This window comes from Arthrobacter pascens (assembly GCF_030816475.1).
Taxonomy (GTDB): Bacteria; Actinomycetota; Actinomycetes; order Actinomycetales; family Micrococcaceae; genus Arthrobacter; species Arthrobacter pascens_B.
In genome coordinates this window covers 1,795,316-1,811,571 of record NZ_JAUSXF010000001.1, presented here as the reverse complement: position 1 = coordinate 1,811,571, position 16,256 = coordinate 1,795,316, and the positions used below count along the sequence as shown (strand labels likewise).

The following is a 16,256-nucleotide window of genomic DNA, read 5'->3' as shown; positions in this document are numbered from 1 at the left end:
AACATTGAGATTCCCAGTGGCCGGGGACGGCACGGTCCTCGACCTCGGGCGGTCGTTCGGAGATCATGACCATGCGGTCCGTGAAGCGGGAGGTGCGCTGTTCGCCGGTGATATGGGGTTTGCGGCGGGTCCGGCCGGTGCGCAGGGCCGCCTGAATTTCGCGTTTGAGTCCGCCTCGGGCCTGGACGTAGAGGGCTTGATAGATCGTCTCTGGGCACACACGCATCTCCGGCAGTTCGGGGAAATCTTCGACCAGCGTGTGGCTGATCTGCTCTGGAGACCAGCGTATGAGCAGTTTCTCTTTCACGTAGTTGCTCAGGTCCGATTCACCAGCGAGTTTCGCGGTCTTGGGCCGGGCGCGGCGTGAGGCAGCTTGACGTTGCGCCGCATACGGCTGGTAGCCAACGCCCGGGTGGCCGTTACGGGCGATTTCCCGGCTAACGGTCGACGGCGATCGCTGCAACACTGCCGCGATTGAACGCAGCGAAGCCCCAGCGGCGTTCAGGTCCCGGATGGTTTCGCGTTCTTGCAGCGACAGAAACCTCGGGTCAATGGGCCGTTCGAGCACCGAGATCGATACAGGCCGGGTCTGCCGCCTTTTGTCGGGGACGGCAGGAAGTGTCGAAGAATCCACATCATGGTTGTAGTGCATTCTCCGTCCAGCTGGATAAATGCGTCGACCGCCGGATTTCCTCACCCCGAGCTCCCACTCCCGTGCACTGCTGCGGGGGACGCCCAGGGCCTGGACCGCATCGCGCCGGCTCAGTCCTTGGTCTCGTAAGCGCAGGTACTCCGCCCGCCTGCGATGACTCACCGGTCGGCTGGAAATGCCCGCCTCGCGTGCCCAGCGGAATGCGGTGTTTACATTCAGGCTGAGCTCAGCAGCGGCAACAGTGACGCTCCCTTCCCGCTCGAGAACGGACAAGAACTCCCGTTTCTGTTCGGGTGTGTACTTGGCTCTGGCTGCCTGCCGGGTTGATGCGGTGTTCCCGGAAGTGAGGCCAGCCTTGCGGAGCCACTGATAGCAGCTGTTCCGGTTCAAACCCAGTTCTGCCGCGGCCAATGTCGCACTTCCGAGTCGGTCAAAAACTCGGAAGAACGCTTCCCTCTGCTGAACAGTCGATCTCGCATACTTCCGGGACTCCGCTGAGATATCGCTTAAATGCGGCACGGTCGTTGCAACTCCCAAAATGTATGGGTGTTGCAACGACCGCTAGAACTCAAGGCAGCGCGGGCCCGCCGTCGTCGTCCTGGTTCAATCCCCGCCGGAGAGCAGCAGCGATTCGGTGGCGGCGTCGGGCTGGCCGTCAAAGAAGCCGTCCAAGACCTCTTGGAAGACGCTTTCCTCCGGGGCCGCCCTCAGGAACAGCGTCATGGAGGAGTGCAGCTTCCTCGCATCTATGCCGCCGAGGATGTCGGTGGCCGGACGGCCTGCGTGGGCGGCGACAGCAGTGGCACATTCGAGCAGCCTTGGCCCCAGCAGCCCGTGCTTCACGTACGCCCGCGCTTCGGCCAGGGATCCGATGGCATATAGCCGGGACGTGGGACTCTGCCCCAATCCGGAAATCTGCGGAAAGACAAACCACATCCAGTGCCCGGTCTTGTTCCCGCGCCGCAGTTCCGCGAGCGCCTGATCGTATGTGCCGCCACCCTCCTGTGCTGCGACGAACCGGTCCAGGTTATAGGGGTCATGCATAGTGTTCTCCTTCTCCAGGCTCTCCTATGCCGAACGGGTTGTCTGCTCGGCGGCGAGGGACGCGGCGCGGCGAAGGGATCCGTCGGGATCCTGGCGCCAGCGGGCGAGCACCGTGTCGGCGCGCTGCAGGTCCCTTCCGCGCAACGCGCCGAGCAGCGGAACCACGACGTCGGCGATCAGCGGGTCGACCAGCACGTTCGTGTTCGCGGAGCGGATGAAGCCCTCGACCCTGGTCAGATCCGAGTGCCGCAGCAGGGCCACCCGGGACTGCAGGAGGACGACGGCGGCCAGGCGGCGCTCGTAGACAGGATTCCTGCCGGGGTGCGGCGGGCCCCAAAGCTGGGATGCAAGGGCGGTAATCTCGTCGTGGCCCAGGTCTTTGAACTTCCTGAGGGCATCGCGGACCGTGCCGCGTACGGCTCCGACCGACGCTCCATAGGAGGTCAGGACGGCGCCCAGGCGCGACTCAACGTCTTCCGCCCGGTACCAGGCGCCCTCGTTCTGCAGGGTGAGGTCGATGAAGCCTGCAACGTCCTGGATGTCGTGGTCCATGCAGCGCTACCGTCCTTGGCGCCCGGCGGCCGCGTGGACAATGCAAAACGACGTCCATGGACGGGCCTCCAGCCGGCCTTCCGAGATCGGTTCTCCGCAGACGCTGCAGATCCCGTAGGTGCCGTCGGCAATCCTGGCCAGGGCGGCTTCCACTTCGGCGAGGCCCGCAACGCTCTGCTCCAGCAGTGCGGCTGCCTGCGAGAGCTCGAAGGCAATCGTGGCACCTTCGGGATCGTGTTCGTCGTCAATATTGGAGCCATGGCGTGCTTCGTTGGCTGATGAGATGTCAGCGCGAAGGGCGGGAAGCAAGGCCAGTTTGCGCTGCCGCTCTTCCTCCAGCAGAACCCGGAACCGCTCGAAATCAGCCATGGGAAAAGCCTAGCGCGGTTGTTCCCGGCGCCTCATTTGCGTTGTTTGGCAGATACCGCAGCGCATTGAATATGCCGCTATCAACAATGCTATCGACAAGGAGGCCTAATCGGAGGAAGCTGACATTCGTAAGCGCCTCAAACGCCGTCTGGCAGCCCGGGACAGACAGCGGACGGGCACAATCCGTTGTGGAAAGTGGGACTGCAATGACTGCCAATGTCGTCACTCAGCTGGAAGTGAAATCACACAATTCGCCCGATGAACAGCGCCGCCCGGACAAGACCGAAATCGACGTTGTTACCGTGGGCGAGTACACCATGGGCCGGTTTAAGTTCGAGCCGGGATGGAGCTGGGCTGACTGCATCAAGCCCGTCGTACAGACAGACTCCTGCCAGGCCAGCCATGTTGGATTCTGCGTGTCCGGGGATCTCGTAGTGGAGACCACGGACGGCAACCGGATAAACATTACTGCCGGCGATTCCTACACGATCCCGCCAGGCCACAATGCCTGGGTTGAAGGCGACCAGCCCTTTACCGGCGTCGAATTCCTCAGTGCCGCGGAATTCGCCACACCGCCCGCGGACTCCGCCTAGCGCCATATCCTCCAGCACTATGTCCCCCCTTGGCGGGGAAGACTGGCGGTCAGCACGAGCTAACTCAGTACCAGTTGTTGGATACCTCATGGCTCCAGGCCCCGCACGGGGACCCGTACCGGTCTGCGATGTAACTGAGGCCCCAATTTATCTGCGTCCTGTAGCTGGTCAGCCAGTCGCTGCCGGCGGTGGCGTACTTGCCCGGCGGAAGCGCCTGTGCAACGCCGTAGGCGCCGGAGGACGGGTTGGTGGCTGTAGTTAGCCAGTCAGATTCCTGGGTCCAGAGCCTCACCAGGCACTGGAACTGTTCCTGCCCCCAGCCGTAGGAAGATAACCGGCCGGAGGCATAGCTTTTGGCCCCGGCCGGATCGTTGACGGCGCCGCCGGGAACAGAGGGTGCGACAAAGGGCGGCTGTACCGGGGCAGGACCGGGGGCAGGATTACCCGGGGCGGGCCTGGCCGCTGCCTGTGCAGCGGCCAACGCCGCAGCCTGCTGGCGTGCCTGCTCCTGGGCTGCCGCGCGTTTGGCTGCCTGGGCCGACTCATAGGCGGCGAGGGCGGCCTGGCCCTGCTGGTACTGGCCCTCAACAGCCGCAGTTGTTCCCTTGAGGGAAGCCAGCTGCGCAGTCAGTTCCTGGCTGTGCTGCTGTTGATCCGCGATCTGCTGGTTCATGGCCTGCTGGGCAGCCTGGGCGGCGTCCAGCTTGGCTTTTGCTTCGCCGGACAACCGCTCCCTTTCGGCCTTGGCCGCTGTTTCCTGGTCGGCCAATGCCTGGGAGGACTTCTCTGCAGCAGCTGACTTATTGACCAGCCCCGCCGTTTTGTCGCTGACGATCTGGACAATATTCAGGCCCTGGATGCTGTTGGTCTGGACCGCGTCAAGGGCGACGAAGAATCCCAGGTTCGTTCCGCCGGTCTTGTAGGACTGGGCGGCGAGGGAGCCGATTTCCTTTTTGTACTGCCCCAGCTCGTTGTTGGCCCGCGCAGTTTGCGCCGTGAGGACGTCCACCTTCGCGCTTGCTGCCTGGAGGGCCGACTCAGCTACTGCATACTCGGCAGCTGACTTGACCGCGGCAGTGCCCAGCGCCTCGGCCTGCGTCTGCAGTCCAGTCAGGAGGTCCCCGATCTTGGTGATCTCCGCCGACTTGCTGGCCTCGTTCTGCTGCGCATTCTGCACATCCTGCCAGGAGGGGTAGCCGCTCGGTGGAGCATCGTCGTCGGCGTTCGCTGGCAGCAGCGAGGCGGAACTAGCCAAGGCAATTGCCAGCACTCCGGCAATAACGGGGAGTTTCGGGCTGAGACCAAACCAGGACATAGTTTGTGAGCATACCGGGCAATCCTGGATTTGGATGCCGGAAAAGTGAAACAAACGGTTCGGCGTGGCAGCATTTATTGTTTTTGTGGACGCCGTCCGGAGAGGGATTCCACCGTTTCTTCAATGCCAACCAATTCCTCTTCGACGTCCTCCAGATACAGACGCCCGGCAATGACCAGGCCCTCCGAGACCTGGAACAAGGCAACTCCCCGCATGTGGAATGCTTTACCGTCGCTGCGGTTTCCGGACCAGTCCCATTCGATCCAGGTCGTGTCGCCGTCGTCCACGGAGCGGATCACTTCTGACCTGAAATCGGGAATTCCGGCGAACATTGCCGCCCAATTAGCGTGCATTTGCGCCCGACCGGTAAATGCCCTTCCAGGATGCGCAGGTTGCTCGCTGCGGTAGTTCTCGTGGAACAGTGCTGCGGCCCCTTCAAGGTCATGCGCACTGAGCGCTGCCGCCAACCTGTCCGTTACTTCGCTCATCGGTCCCTCACGTCCAGACGGAATGGAGCTTGCGTACTTGCAGGGGGTTCCGGTTCACACGCTTAGACGAACCGACCGAACCAGGCCAGCGTGTCATTCCACGCCGCGGTGGCCTGCGCCTCTTTGTAGCGCTCGCCTGTGTCGTTATGGAACGCGTGGTCAACGCCGGGGTAAACGGTGAGCTGGTGGCGGACGTTACTGGCGGTCAAGGCATCGCGAAGGGCCGGCATCGCACCGGTGATTCGCTGGTCAAGTTCAGCGTAGACCCCAAAGACTGCCGCCTTGATGGCGCGGACCTTGTCCAGATCGGGGGCGGGGCCGTAGAAGGCTGCTGTGGCCTTCAGTCCGGGGAGCGCTGTCGCCGCCTGCCACGTGATGCCGCCGCCGAAGCAGTAGCCGTTCATAGCGATCCGTTCCGGGTCCACGTAGTCCTGGGACTGGAGGTACTCAAATGCCGCGGCAAAGTCGGAGACATGGCGCTGGGCACCAGCCTTGGTCAGCGCTCCAGGCACGGCGTCCGGGTCCATCTTCGCCGTGCCTGCCTCCCGGCTCAGCAGGTCCAGGGCAAGTGCTGAATACCCGGCCTTCGCGAATCGTCGCGCAACGTCCTGAATGTGAGGAGTGAGCCCGCGATTTTCATGACAGACCAGGACGGCCGGTCCCTTGGCGGAAGCGCCCGGCCGGGCAAGGTAAGCACGGATGTCGGTTCCGTTGGACGGGAACTGTACCTCCGACGTCGTCAGTCCCGGCTCCCCCTCCGGGACGGAAACCGGACTCTTCGCCCCGGGAACAGCTCCGGAGGCGGCGGGGCCTGACCCCGCTGCTGACGACGGGCGTTCCGGGCTAGGCATGGGATCCGTTCCCGACGGCACTTCATCAGGAGTGCAGCCGACCAACAGCATCGCCGCGGAAGCTGTGGCCATGCTGCCTGTAATGAACGCCACCCGGCGGGTGAACGTCCTGTGGGTCATGGCACCGGCACGGTAATCGTCGAAGAATTCCTCGATCAGGTACCTCTCAAACTTGCCAAGCTGGATCATGGTGGGCCTCCTCGAGCGTGCCGAATATCCTCCTCCGATGTCGGCCATCCGGCAAGGGGCAGGCGTTCAACACCCCTTCCGCTTGTCATGCGGCGGGGATGCTGGAGATGGCGTCACCAATCCTCATCCGCAGGGCGGGCCCGTGTCCGGGAAGGACCAGGGAGGCGTCGACGTCGGCCAGGCGGCTTAGTGTCTCCCCCATGGCTTCCGGGCGGCTATGGAACATGGGATGCAGCATCTGGACACCGGTCTCCTTGCTGAGGGGATGACCCGTGACCAGGGCGTCCCCGGTCACCACCGCGTTCGCCTTGGGAAGCACAAAAGCGGTATGTCCGGGCGTATGCCCCGGAACCAGGACCGCCCGGGGGGAGCCGGGAAGGGCCCGCAGTTCGTTGGCGCCCCAGGCTCGCGCCTCCGTGGCCGGCTCTGCAGCCAGGGCACCAGCCCTGATGACGTGCAGCATCCAGCGGCAAACCCGTGGCCGCCAAGCCCGCCGCAGTACCTGGCCCAGGGTCACCTGGTGTTTTTCCTGGCCGCGGACATGCGCCACCTCCTCGGGACTGCAGAGGATCGGGGTGCCGTACTCCCGGGAGAAATGTGCGGCCGATCCCGTGTGATCAACGTGTCCGTGGGTAATCAGCATCGCCTTGGCATCCGCCGGCTCGAGGCCGATCTGCCTGATTGATGCCAGTACGCGCTCGAGGTCACCGGGGTAGCCTCCGTCAACAACGAGGAAGTCTTCGCCTTCGCGAACGATGATCCAGTTCGACGCCGGTCCCTCCACGAAGTGGACGCCTTCTGCGGGCTCCGTAGTCCGCTGCCTCGGATCCCAATCATCGTGGTGCTGGGGCATGGTCCCGCTTTCTTTCGACCGGATGGGTAACGCTGTTGACAAACTAGTTCCGTTACCGGAACGTGACTTTTCGGGGGAGCAGAAGATACCCTCTTTCGGTGCCCCGGTTTCAGCCGGGACATTTCCGTCAGTATGCCGAACCCTGCCGCTGACCGGGATCCAATCGCTTTCCAGCTGGCAGGGACGGGGGAACCACGTTTCCACGGCCTTCTCAGGAGGCCTTGGGGTTAAGTCGTTAACTCTCCGTCCCGCATGGAGGCGTTTCCGGCCGGGTGTCTCCGACCCGAACCCGACAGCTCACCCCGCAGGCATGGGAGAGGCGATCTTCTGTGTCAAAAAATTCCATCACCGCCCGTCATCGCGCAACCCCCAGCCGATCAATTGTGCTCGAAGGCCTGTCAGTCACGGCCAAGTCTAATCTCCTGAACATGGGAAAGTCCGGCGTGGTTGTTGCTGCCGCATCGGGACTTCTGTTCGGCATCGGGGCACCGGCCCACGCCGGAACCCACGCGCCCGATAATTCCGGAACCGCAAATGTTCAGGTCCAGGCAAGTGCTCCCGCCCCTGCCCCGGCCCCCGCGGCAGCGGCACCCGCAGCCAGGGTCCATACAGTCGTTTCCGGCGACACTCTGGGTGCAATTTCCGCACATTACGGAGTGAGTCTTAACTCGGTTTTCTCCGCCAATGGCATGTCCATGGCGACGATCATCTACCCGGGCAACCAGATAAAAATCCCGGGGACCGGAACGGCTGCACCGGCACCGGCTCCGACTAGGGCAGCTGCCCCCGCGCCGGCCCCCGCCCCGGCACCGACAGTACGCGTAGCCGCAGCCTCGGCACCCGCAGCGGCATCCAGCTCTGTCGGCGCGGCAATTCTGGGTTCGGCGTACTCCCAGCTGGGTGTGACCCAGGACTGCACCGCCATGGTGGAGAAGGCCCTGCGCTCCGTTGGCAAGAGTGTGGGCGACTTGGCCCCCGGTCAGTTCTTCCAGTACGGCAGCGTTGTGGGCACGCCTGCTCCCGGTGACTTGGTCATCACTGCCGGACACGTAGGCGTCTACGCCGGCAACGGCCAGGTTGTCAGCGGCGGCGTGGACGGTTACAAGACCCAGGTCCATTCCATCAGCTGGCTCTCAGGCTATTCCTTCGTTCGGGTAGCTTAGCGCGGCCCTGCAAGCAAACGGCGGCGGACGGCGACAACCGTCCGCCGCCCTTTTGTCTCCAAACCGGCCAGCGTCAGGTTCCGTCCAGCCAAATCAGGAATACTGGTGCAAGGCGCGGGCTCAGGGCCTGCAATCCCAATCATGTCCACAGACAAGGGCCGGTTTGCCTTTCACTTGATATTTGAACCGGCTACTTGCGAGGCTCCGGAGGTTATGTGACAGTGCGAGTTGAGGGAACGGTCGCGAGGCCCGCCCAGCAAACTGCCCATCAAACTGCAGTTCGGCCCAGGCTGGACTCCTTGGACGTCCTTCGCGGTGCGGCCGTCGGTGCCGTTCTTTTGGGGCATTCCTGGCCCGCGATATTCCAGGGCGCAGGAATCGTCGGTGTCATCGTCTTTTTTGTGCTCAGCGGTTACCTGATCACGGGTGTACTCCTCAGGGATGTCGAACGGCACCGCAAGATCCGTTACGGCCGTTTCTATGCCCACCGGGCTTTCCGGCTGCTGCCGGCTCTCATTGCCCTCCTGGGCGTCTACGCCGTCGTTGAACTGACAGCCGACGTCCTCGGAGATCGGTCCAAGGGCGTCATCGGTTACACACTCATCGCAGGTTTCGGTTATCTCAAGGACTTACCGCTGCCGTTCGACGTCAGCCTGGCCATCGGGCCGCTCTGGACCCTTGCGGTGGAAGAGCAGTTCTATCTGATCTGGCCGGCCCTCCTGCTGTTGGCCCTGCGCCGAAACCGACAGGGAGCCCTCCTTGGCTGGTCTGCCGCCGTCGTCCTTTCCCTAATGACTGCAAGTGTGCTGGCCATGCTGATCCTTGCTCCGCAACTCCACTCCCTGGTCTACGCGCTGCCGACGACGTGGGGCCTGGGTCTGATCGTCGGTTCAGGGCTGCGGCTCTACAGGGTCCATCTGTTCAGCTGGTTCTCCGGCCGCAGGCTGAGGCGCGCAACCCTGATCAGCTCGGTTCTTGTCCTGGCCACCTTGATTTTCTTCCCCAAGGCCAACGAATCGGCCGCTTTCTTTTTCGCCGGAGGACCCCTGGCCATGGCTGCCGCGGGCGTCCTGGTGGTGCTGGCCGCTTCCCGCGCCCCGGTAATGCCGAAGTGGACGCGGGCGTTACAGGCGCTTGGCACAGTTTCCTACGGGGCGTACCTCTGGAACTACATCGTCATTCTTTGGCTCAATGGTGGATCGACAGCGGACCTGCCGCCCCTGGTGGCAGTGTCGGCAATCCTACTGACCCTGCTCCTGGCCGTCATCAGCTGGAACACTGTCGAGCGGCTGGGACGCAGCGCGCGCGATCGCTTCGACAAGTACTACGACGAAAACTGGAACGCCCCCGCACGGGTTGAGCCCAGCGGGGCACTGCGACACGCCCCTTGATTTACCCGTTACCTAAACGTGACTTAACAGAGTGCTTGAGGTACGGTTTTGGGGTGGCCCATCTAGATCGGGCCGCGTCCGGGCTGACGCCGAGCTCTGCCACATCCCGGACTTCCCAACATTAAGGCAGAGACGGGGGACCCATAGTCTTCGGGCCGCTGCCCAGCGGCCCTTGGGGTGAAGCCGTCACGTTCAACGTGCCGGCCGGTTGACCTCTTCCGAACCCGACAGCTAACTCCGCAGGCGTTGAGAGGCAACTATCATGTCCCGTTCCCTGGATACGTCGCGCCCTTTCCGGGCAGGACGACATCGTGCAGAAGCTGCGCAAACTCCCACCACAACCAGCCCGGATGCCGACGCAACTAACGTACAACCGGCGCCTTCAGAACCGACTTCCCCCGCTCTGCGACGGCGCAGGGACAGGCGTCCGGCCTTCGAAGCACCCCGTCCTCCGGAAACAGCACCGATCGCAAAAACAGCGGCTCCGGTAACTGAAGCACTACCGGTAGCAGCGCCAACAGACTCCGCAGCACCCAAGGCAGCCCGCAGGCGCGGGACCGTGACAGCACTGAGTCCTCAAATATCCGACGCCTTCAGGTCCGATCCCGCCGCCGTTCTGAGAAATGCTGCTTCAGTTCGTGTCATGGGTCATCGGATGGCCGTGGTCACCGGCGCCCTTGCCGTACTCCTTGCCGTCGGTTCCGCCAGCCAGGCGACCGAGCTGCCCTTTTTCGGCAAGGAATCTTCCGCTCAGGATGCCCCGGGTGCCACCCAAGCCGCGCAGGGACCGCCGCCCGCCTACGTTGCCGGCCGGCCGACGCCCCTGCCCACTGCATCCAGTCCTTCCCCTGGCACCTCAGGCTCCGCCCCTGCACCGCCCGCAGCGGGTACCAGTGATGTGCCGGCAGTCGCAAGTCCCGTTGCCACAGATTTGCCGTCCATCGCTGATCTCCCCATGCCCGTCGATGCTCCCACCCTGGCGGCAATAGAAGCTGCCACCTCTGCTGCCGGCCCGGCTGCTTCGACGCCCTCTGGCCCTCAGTCACCGGCCAACTCAACGGCGACCCCCAACGCGCCCACGGCGCCGGCACCGGTTCCAGCGCGCACTCCGGCCGCCCAGGCGATCGCACCGGCGACGTCACCGGCTTCTCCGACCGCCACACCGGCACCCACAACAGCACCGGCACCACTGGCCGCATCGCCGGCTCCGTCGCCGACCACGGCCACGCCTTCAGCAGCCGGGGATGACACCACAGACGAACCTGTCGATGTACGCAATTACGCCAGCGCCCGCCTCGCTTCATACGGATGGGGTCCGGAGCAGATGAACGCCCTGAACGCCCTCTGGGATACAGCAACGAAGTGGCGGCCCAGCCAGGTGGAGAGAGGATTGAGCTACATCAAGAAAAGCTACGGCTCCCCCGCAAAGGCCCTGGAATTCCGTGCTGCACACAAATGGTACTGAGTAACCCGGGCACCTTCACGCGGCGCATCGGCGGCGAACGCGTCCAGGCCCGACTGCTCCCCTAACCGTCCTCGGGGTTCAGGCCCTTGGCATATGCGGCCTGCCCAACGTGCTGGAGGCAGTCCGCAATGATGCTGACCAGGCGTACGCCCAGGGTCACGGGAGGGTCCCAGCGGGTATCGACGATGCGGTCGAAATCCTCATCGTCGAGAGTACCTACGAACTCCCGGGTCTGCCGGTGAACGGCGTCGTAGTATTCGAGCAAGAGCTCAGGAGGGGCCTGTACCGCGTCGACATTCTCTGTGGAATGGCCGTAGCCTGTGTCACGCTCGGGCAGCGGCAGGCCGAAGCGGCCGACAAACTCCTGCGACGTCCAGACCTGGTCCAGGCCGGCGGCGGCGGCGATCTGCGCGTCCTCGATCCGGCCGAGGTGCCAGATGAGCCAGGCTATGGAGTTCCCGTTGCCGGCCGGACGACGAACCAGGGACCCGTCGTCGACCCCCTCAAGCGCAGCGGCGACCGTTTCACGGATGCGGCCGAAAGCGTCAAGCAGCAGTTCGTTGGATTTCATCAAGGTCCTCCCCCTGTGCGCCACGCACGGTCGATCTACTGTGACCTCATGCTTGCATGGAAGCCGCACCAGCGGATAGGCCTGCCGCCGGGCTCCTCCTGCACCGTTCGTCAGGGCTACCATGTCAGGCACGGCCATCAAGGAGGCTGCGCCGACGCAAAGCGAGGAAAACCAGTGACCGAAGGGATGAGGTTTAGCGGACCGCATTGGCGGCGTGTCATCGCGGCCCTGGCCAACAGGGACGCCCGGACCGCCTATGCGCAGATAGTGCTCGGTGCCACTACCCCCGATGTGCTTGCGGAGCTGAATGACCAACGGCGAAACCGGGCCATTGGCGCCCTGTTGGAGTCTGGCCTGGTCGAGCGGAACGCCGCACATGAACTGGAGGCGTCCGAGTCGATCTTCCGCGATCTTCTCGCTCAGCAACCCCGGCGGCAGGCGAAGACCGGACCTGCCCGGTACATGCACCTGGGCAGGATCGAGAGATACCCGGTAAACATGGCGGAACGGCGGGAACTCCTGGCCTGGATCATCAGCGAGGCCATCGAGCCGGGCGAAATCCTCACGGAACGACAGGTCAATGAACGGCTTCTGAGCTATACCGACGACGTGGTGCTGCTGCGCCGCTATCTGGTCGACTTCGGCCTGCTGAAGCGGACCACCTCGGGCTCCGCCTACTCCCGGCACGAAGAGACATAGGCTTGATGCCTGCCGGAAGCACAGGAGGAACACAGTGGCAGCAGTGATTCTGGGATGGAACGCGGACCGGTGGAACCGCTGGAACTATCGTTCCGTCGTCGAGCAGGTTCTTGAATCCGGCCGGTTCCTGGACCGGTGGGATGTTGGCCGGAGCCGGAACATCAAGCCGGGAACAGAGGTGTGGCTCCTGCTGCAGGGCAGCAGTGACGCCGGCAGCGGCCTGATCGGTCACGGCGCTGTAGTCTCCGAACACTGCGAGTCCGGACTTACAACTGATCCGGATGCTACCGGACGCTACGCCGGCATTGCTTTCGACGCGCTGATGCCCCTTGGGGAACAGATACGGTCGGGCTCGTTGGTGGAGTCAGTCCCCGATATACGGTGGGACGCCGCCTTCCGCCGTTCAGTCGTGTCCGTCCCGCGGTCAGCGGAGCCGGACCTTCGCCGGTTGTGGCGGGACTTGGGGCCGGCAGTCATCGATCCCACCGAACTGATTCCCGGAAGCTACCCGCTGGACGCGGTCAGCAGCATCGAGGTGAACCGCTATGAGCGAAACCCCGACGCACGCCAGGTGTGCCTGGCGTTCCACGGAACGGCCTGCGCTGCCTGCGGATTCTCCTTCGAAGCCACCTATGGCGAAATCGGAGATGGATTCATCCACGTCCACCACACAGTGCCGGCGTCACTCCTTGGGAGCGGGTACCAACTGGACCCGGTCGCGGACCTCGTACCGCTGTGCGCCAACTGCCACGCCATGGTGCACCGGGGCGCACGTTCACCACGGACTGTCACCGAGCTTCGTAACATCATCTCCGGCGCCGGCCACCTTCCAGGGGAAATGGTCAGTGAGCAAGCGTTGGAGGCTCAAGAGAACGCCCGGCGCATCCTCAAGGCACCAGGAGTGAGCGTGCGGAGAGACTGATTACTGCCCTGCAGCCGTCGTCCCGAACATCAGGGTCCGCCGCCGGACGTCGTAAAACACCGTGGCCGAGCGTTTCAGAAGGCCTTGGAGAACTTCTGCGTCCTCCGCGTCGAGGGTAAGGACCTCCTCCCACGCCCCCTGGTCAAGCACCAGCTGAAGGGTCCACGTTCCCGGCTTTCCCGCCTGCGCGGCCACCCAGCTGAACTGGTAGTGGTTGACCTGGCGGACCTGGATGCTGTCGTCGGTTATCGGTTGTTTTGGTGTGGGGCTCATGGTGCCCTCCTGGATCGGCGCTGCGTAGGCCCTCTGCATAAGCCAAGAACCAATTTAGACCCGGCGCCCCTTGTGATCCAGAGTTGATCGCAAGTTGGGAAGGTGCGCCCACCGTGATGAAGCCGCCCACGAAATTCAGGCCGGACTACCGGCGTTGGGAAAGTACGAGTGCCCATCCGCCTGCCACTCCAATGGCAAGTAGTACGGTTACGAAGCCGATCGCCGGTGCGCTCGGCCATGTCAGGGCGTTGCCATACCGGAGCAGGGCAAGCGCCTGCAGAATAACGAAGGCAACGGAGGTTAGGGCCACGGGGCGGACGGTGCGAAGGTCGCGGCTCAACTGGCCCTGCGCGGCCGCCAACCCAAGACCGACCAGCCACGCTCCGATCGCCCTCGCGGTGAGCTCGGACAGTTGCCACGGCCACCACGTCGCGGCAGGAACGGGCACTGCCAGGAGCGCTACGCCATATAACAGCAGTACCGCGGCGATTCCGATCAGGAGCAGCCGGAGCGCAACAGGCAGCACTGGCCGTCCCGCCGTTACGGACTTTGGGGCAGGACGCAGGGACCGGATCTGAATCCGGCTTATGATGAGCATCGCCACCGGCACAATGGCGTAGATTGCCAGCCACGCCCACGTGGCTACTTGGGCAAGGGTGGCAGCGTCTGGCGACAGGTGGAAACGATCGAGATGAAACAGGGTGACTCCGAAGGTCAATGTCGTGAAGACGAACACGGGCCAGACAGCCAGCCTCGCTGAATTCCAACTCGATGAGCGGGCGCCCGTCACCTCCAGCCCGGCGGCCGACCAGTAGGCCGCCCCGAGAAAGACGGCGGTCATGGGGGGATTGACTGTCCACGCGAACCATTCCGCAGTCCGGAGCGGAAACACGAACAGCACGAGCCCTGCAAGAAACACGAGGAATGCTGCGACGTAGAGCAGCCGCCGCATTGGCGGAATCAACGTTGTCACTTCAGTTGGAGCGGCCATCACCGGGCAGGTCCTCGGGTGCGGCTGCCTCACCAGGGGCAGGGTTCTCGGCCAGGTAGCTATGAAGCATCGAGACAACTGTGGCGCCGTCGCCGACTGCGGTAGCCACTCTTTTGATCGAACCGGCCCGCACGTCGCCGATCGCGAAAATGCCGGGCATGCTGGTTCCAGCCCTAATGGCGACCTGTCCGACCTGATGGACCCGGCGTCACTGACATCCCGGCTGGCGCCCGTGCGCAGAAAACCGGCTGGGTCACGCTCTACGGTGTCGGGCAGCCAGGAGGTCCGCGGCACCGAACCGATCAGCACGAACAAGCCGCCCGCTTCGATCTCCTCGCCCGGGGTTGCGTCGGATCCGGACGCGACCTTGACGGCGGCAAGGAATCCGTCCTGATCGCGGGCCCCCACAATCACACTCCTGAAGCGGATCGCAACGTTCCGGGTGGCCTCAAGTTGGGAGATGAGGTATTCCGACATACTGACCGACAGCGTGGGCCCGCGCACCAGCAGCGTCACCTTCTTCGCGTACTTGGCAAGGTGCAGCACCGCCTGTCCGGCCGAGTTGCCGCCACCCACGACACAGACGTGCTTTCCCGCCATCGACGGCGCCTCGGAGACTGTGGCCCCGTAGAAGACGCCTCTGCCGACCAGATCCTCCAGCTGAGGTATGCCGAGGCGACGATAGTCCACGCCGGTCGCCACCACGACTGTGCGGCACCGCACGACACTTCCATCGGAAATCGACACCGCATAACAGGCTCCGTCCACGCGGACTCCCTCCACCTTCCGCAGGAACAGAAAGTCCGTGCCCAAAGTCCAGGCCTGGTGAAATGAGCGGTAGGCAAGGTGGGCGCCGCTTACACCGCGGGAGAAGCCAGGGTAGTTGCGGATCAACGAGCTGGTGCCGGCCTGGCCTCCCACAGCCTCGCCCTCCACCACCATGGTGGAGAGGCCCTCGGAGGAGGCATATACGGCGGTCGCGAGACCGGATGGACCGGCTCCTACAACCACGACATCGAAGATCTTGTCCACGGGAGGCGGTCGGGTCACCCCCATCGCTTCGGCGATCTCCAGGTCACTGGGGTTTTCGAGGACAATTGGTGGTGCGGTGAACTCCAGCACCATGACCGGCAGCACTGGGTCGCGCAGGTTCAGGCTCTCCAACGTCCGTTGCGCGGTTTCGGACCCCGCAGGGTGGAAGCCCACCGGGATGTGGTTACGACTCAAGGAGTCGCGCAACATATGAGTCCTTTCGTCGCCTACCTCCCCGATCAGCCGGACCGCCTCGAACCCGACCCCTTGGGCCAGCTGCCAGTCGTCGAGGGCGTCGGTAATCGCCCCATGGAATTCTTCGTCGCGCGATCGTTCGGGACGTATGATCACCAATTCGGCATAGCCCTGCGCGATCGCCCGGAATACAGTGGGGGCGCTGGCGAAGTCACCCCACGTCACCACGACAGCACGCTTTGCGGCCGGGTGGAAGCCATAGGCACGCCGCAGGAAATCGAGTCCGTCGCGGTCAGCCGGACCGTAGCATCCGAGTATGAGGGCGACCTGGCGATTCCAGCGCCGGAGCCCCTCAAGCACCGCCCGCCCGTGGGCGTGGCCGGCGCAGGCCAGCACCTCGTAGTCGGCACCGTACCGTCGACGTAACTCATCTTCCAGAACGCGCCGAGAGGCCGGATCTGTGGTCGCAATAAGCATGACCGGAACCGAGTCATCCATGGCCGCCGTCTTTTCCGGATCAAGGGATCGGTGACGCTCACGATACTCGCGCCGGGACATTGGGGACAAGGGGTGCTTGTTGCCTCTGGAAAGGTCCTGCGCCAACGGTGTCGGAGTTGCGTCGGGCCCCGGTCGGCGCCGCGATTCCGT

Annotated in this window: 16 protein-coding genes, 1 pseudogene and 2 riboswitches; of the genes and pseudogenes, 6 read left to right on the top strand and 11 right to left on the bottom strand. The window is 63.9% G+C overall.

The window, feature by feature from the left end; all coding sequences use genetic code 11:
- Nucleotides 1-10 precede the first annotated feature (10 nt).
- The 4 genes and pseudogenes from QFZ40_RS08320 to QFZ40_RS08305 all read right to left on the bottom strand — a co-directional run.
- A pseudogene (locus QFZ40_RS08320) lies at nt 11-766 on the bottom strand (IS30 family transposase); the annotation flags it as partial.
- Nucleotides 767-1,255: 489 nt separating this feature from the next.
- A complete protein-coding gene (locus QFZ40_RS08315; protein ID WP_306903824.1) occupies nt 1,256-1,696 on the bottom strand; it encodes a DUF1810 domain-containing protein in 441 nt (146 codons plus the stop codon).
- A 24-nt stretch (nt 1,697-1,720) separates the two neighbouring features.
- Complete coding sequence (locus QFZ40_RS08310) at nt 1,721-2,248, bottom strand: DNA alkylation repair protein (protein WP_306903823.1); 528 nt, start codon at nt 2,246-2,248, stop codon at nt 1,721-1,723.
- Nucleotides 2,249-2,254: 6 nt separating this feature from the next.
- Nucleotides 2,255-2,617, bottom strand: a complete 363-nt coding sequence (locus QFZ40_RS08305) for a TraR/DksA family transcriptional regulator (RefSeq protein ID WP_306903821.1) — start codon at nt 2,615-2,617, stop codon at nt 2,255-2,257.
- 206 nt (nt 2,618-2,823) lie between these two features.
- Here QFZ40_RS08305 and QFZ40_RS08300 point away from each other — a divergent pair, with 206 nt between their 5' ends.
- Nucleotides 2,824-3,210 carry a cupin domain-containing protein gene (locus QFZ40_RS08300; protein WP_306903820.1) on the top strand — a complete coding sequence of 129 codons (387 nt, stop codon included), beginning with the start codon at nt 2,824-2,826 and terminating at the stop codon, nt 3,208-3,210.
- Nucleotides 3,211-3,274: 64 nt separating this feature from the next.
- Here the strand turns inward: QFZ40_RS08300 and QFZ40_RS08295 are convergent, their stop codons facing one another.
- From QFZ40_RS08295 to QFZ40_RS08280, 4 genes are all read right to left on the bottom strand, one after another.
- Nucleotides 3,275-4,525 carry a lytic transglycosylase domain-containing protein gene (locus QFZ40_RS08295; RefSeq protein WP_306903819.1) on the bottom strand — a complete coding sequence of 417 codons (1,251 nt, stop codon included), beginning with the start codon at nt 4,523-4,525 and terminating at the stop codon, nt 3,275-3,277.
- A 74-nt stretch (nt 4,526-4,599) separates the two neighbouring features.
- Nucleotides 4,600-5,013, bottom strand: coding sequence for a nuclear transport factor 2 family protein (locus QFZ40_RS08290; protein WP_306903818.1), 414 nt, complete (start codon nt 5,011-5,013; stop codon nt 4,600-4,602).
- Between the two features lie 62 nt (nt 5,014-5,075).
- Entirely contained in the window at nt 5,076-6,053 is a 978-nt protein-coding gene (locus QFZ40_RS08285; RefSeq protein ID WP_306903817.1) for a dienelactone hydrolase family protein, read from the bottom strand.
- A gap of 85 nt (nt 6,054-6,138) precedes the next feature.
- Nucleotides 6,139-6,906 carry an MBL fold metallo-hydrolase gene (locus tag QFZ40_RS08280; RefSeq protein ID WP_306903816.1) on the bottom strand — a complete coding sequence of 256 codons (768 nt, stop codon included), beginning with the start codon at nt 6,904-6,906 and terminating at the stop codon, nt 6,139-6,141.
- A 123-nt stretch (nt 6,907-7,029) separates the two neighbouring features.
- Nucleotides 7,030-7,232, top strand: a riboswitch (cyclic di-AMP (ydaO/yuaA leader).
- 3 nt (nt 7,233-7,235) lie between these two features.
- Between QFZ40_RS08280 and QFZ40_RS08275 the strand changes: the two genes are divergently transcribed.
- From QFZ40_RS08275 to QFZ40_RS08265, 3 genes are all read left to right on the top strand, one after another.
- Nucleotides 7,236-8,069: a LysM peptidoglycan-binding domain-containing protein gene (locus QFZ40_RS08275; protein ID WP_306903814.1), complete on the top strand. Its 834-nt coding sequence runs from the start codon at nt 7,236-7,238 to the stop codon at nt 8,067-8,069.
- A gap of 299 nt (nt 8,070-8,368) precedes the next feature.
- Nucleotides 8,369-9,460 carry an acyltransferase family protein gene (locus QFZ40_RS08270; RefSeq protein ID WP_306903812.1) on the top strand — a complete coding sequence of 364 codons (1,092 nt, stop codon included), beginning with the start codon at nt 8,369-8,371 and terminating at the stop codon, nt 9,458-9,460.
- Between the two features lie 94 nt (nt 9,461-9,554).
- A riboswitch (cyclic di-AMP (ydaO/yuaA leader) is annotated at nt 9,555-9,720 on the top strand.
- 395 nt (nt 9,721-10,115) lie between these two features.
- Entirely contained in the window at nt 10,116-10,925 is an 810-nt protein-coding gene (locus QFZ40_RS08265) for a hypothetical protein (RefSeq protein ID WP_306903810.1), read from the top strand.
- A 61-nt stretch (nt 10,926-10,986) separates the two neighbouring features.
- Here the strand turns inward: QFZ40_RS08265 and QFZ40_RS08260 are convergent, their stop codons facing one another.
- On the bottom strand, nt 10,987-11,496 hold the full coding sequence (locus tag QFZ40_RS08260) for a mycothiol transferase (protein WP_306903809.1): 510 nt from the start codon (nt 11,494-11,496) through the stop codon (nt 10,987-10,989).
- Between the two features lie 174 nt (nt 11,497-11,670).
- Between QFZ40_RS08260 and QFZ40_RS08255 the strand changes: the two genes are divergently transcribed.
- Both QFZ40_RS08255 and QFZ40_RS08250 read left to right on the top strand, forming a co-directional pair.
- Nucleotides 11,671-12,195, top strand: a complete 525-nt coding sequence (locus tag QFZ40_RS08255; RefSeq protein ID WP_306903808.1) for a DUF2087 domain-containing protein — start codon at nt 11,671-11,673, stop codon at nt 12,193-12,195.
- A gap of 34 nt (nt 12,196-12,229) precedes the next feature.
- A complete protein-coding gene (locus QFZ40_RS08250; RefSeq protein WP_306903807.1) occupies nt 12,230-13,117 on the top strand; it encodes an HNH endonuclease in 888 nt (295 codons plus the stop codon).
- On the opposite strand, the gene QFZ40_RS08245 is transcribed toward QFZ40_RS08250, so the two are convergent.
- Together QFZ40_RS08245 and QFZ40_RS21745 are read right to left on the bottom strand one after the other, a co-directional pair.
- Nucleotides 13,118-13,390 (bottom strand): hypothetical protein, encoded by a 273-nt coding sequence (locus QFZ40_RS08245; RefSeq protein WP_306903806.1) that lies wholly within the window; start codon nt 13,388-13,390, stop codon nt 13,118-13,120.
- 145 nt (nt 13,391-13,535) lie between these two features.
- Nucleotides 13,536-16,106, bottom strand: a complete 2,571-nt coding sequence (locus tag QFZ40_RS21745) for an FAD-dependent oxidoreductase (protein ID WP_306903805.1) — start codon at nt 16,104-16,106, stop codon at nt 13,536-13,538.
- Between the last annotated feature and the right edge of the window lie 150 nt (nt 16,107-16,256).

Bases quoted from the DNA above. Each gene is read 5' to 3' on its own strand.
- QFZ40_RS08315 (WP_306903824.1), bottom strand. From the start codon at position 1,696: ATGCATGACCCCTATAACCTGGACCGGTTCGTCGCAGCACAGGAGGGT.
- QFZ40_RS08310 (WP_306903823.1), bottom strand. From the start codon at position 2,248: ATGGACCACGACATCCAGGACGTTGCAGGCTTCATCGACCTCACCCTG.
- QFZ40_RS08305 (WP_306903821.1), bottom strand. From the start codon at position 2,617: ATGGCTGATTTCGAGCGGTTCCGGGTTCTGCTGGAGGAAGAGCGGCAG.
- QFZ40_RS08300 (WP_306903820.1), top strand. From the start codon at position 2,824: ATGACTGCCAATGTCGTCACTCAGCTGGAAGTGAAATCACACAATTCG.
- QFZ40_RS08295 (WP_306903819.1), bottom strand. From the start codon at position 4,525: ATGTCCTGGTTTGGTCTCAGCCCGAAACTCCCCGTTATTGCCGGAGTG.
- QFZ40_RS08290 (WP_306903818.1), bottom strand. From the start codon at position 5,013: ATGAGCGAAGTAACGGACAGGTTGGCGGCAGCGCTCAGTGCGCATGAC.
- QFZ40_RS08285 (WP_306903817.1), bottom strand. From the start codon at position 6,053: ATGATCCAGCTTGGCAAGTTTGAGAGGTACCTGATCGAGGAATTCTTC.
- QFZ40_RS08280 (WP_306903816.1), bottom strand. From the start codon at position 6,906: ATGCCCCAGCACCACGATGATTGGGATCCGAGGCAGCGGACTACGGAG.
- QFZ40_RS08265 (WP_306903810.1), top strand. From the start codon at position 10,116: ATGGCCGTGGTCACCGGCGCCCTTGCCGTACTCCTTGCCGTCGGTTCC.
- QFZ40_RS08260 (WP_306903809.1), bottom strand. From the start codon at position 11,496: ATGAAATCCAACGAACTGCTGCTTGACGCTTTCGGCCGCATCCGTGAA.
- QFZ40_RS08245 (WP_306903806.1), bottom strand. From the start codon at position 13,390: ATGAGCCCCACACCAAAACAACCGATAACCGACGACAGCATCCAGGTC.
- QFZ40_RS21745 (WP_306903805.1), bottom strand. From the start codon at position 16,106: ATGGATGACTCGGTTCCGGTCATGCTTATTGCGACCACAGATCCGGCC.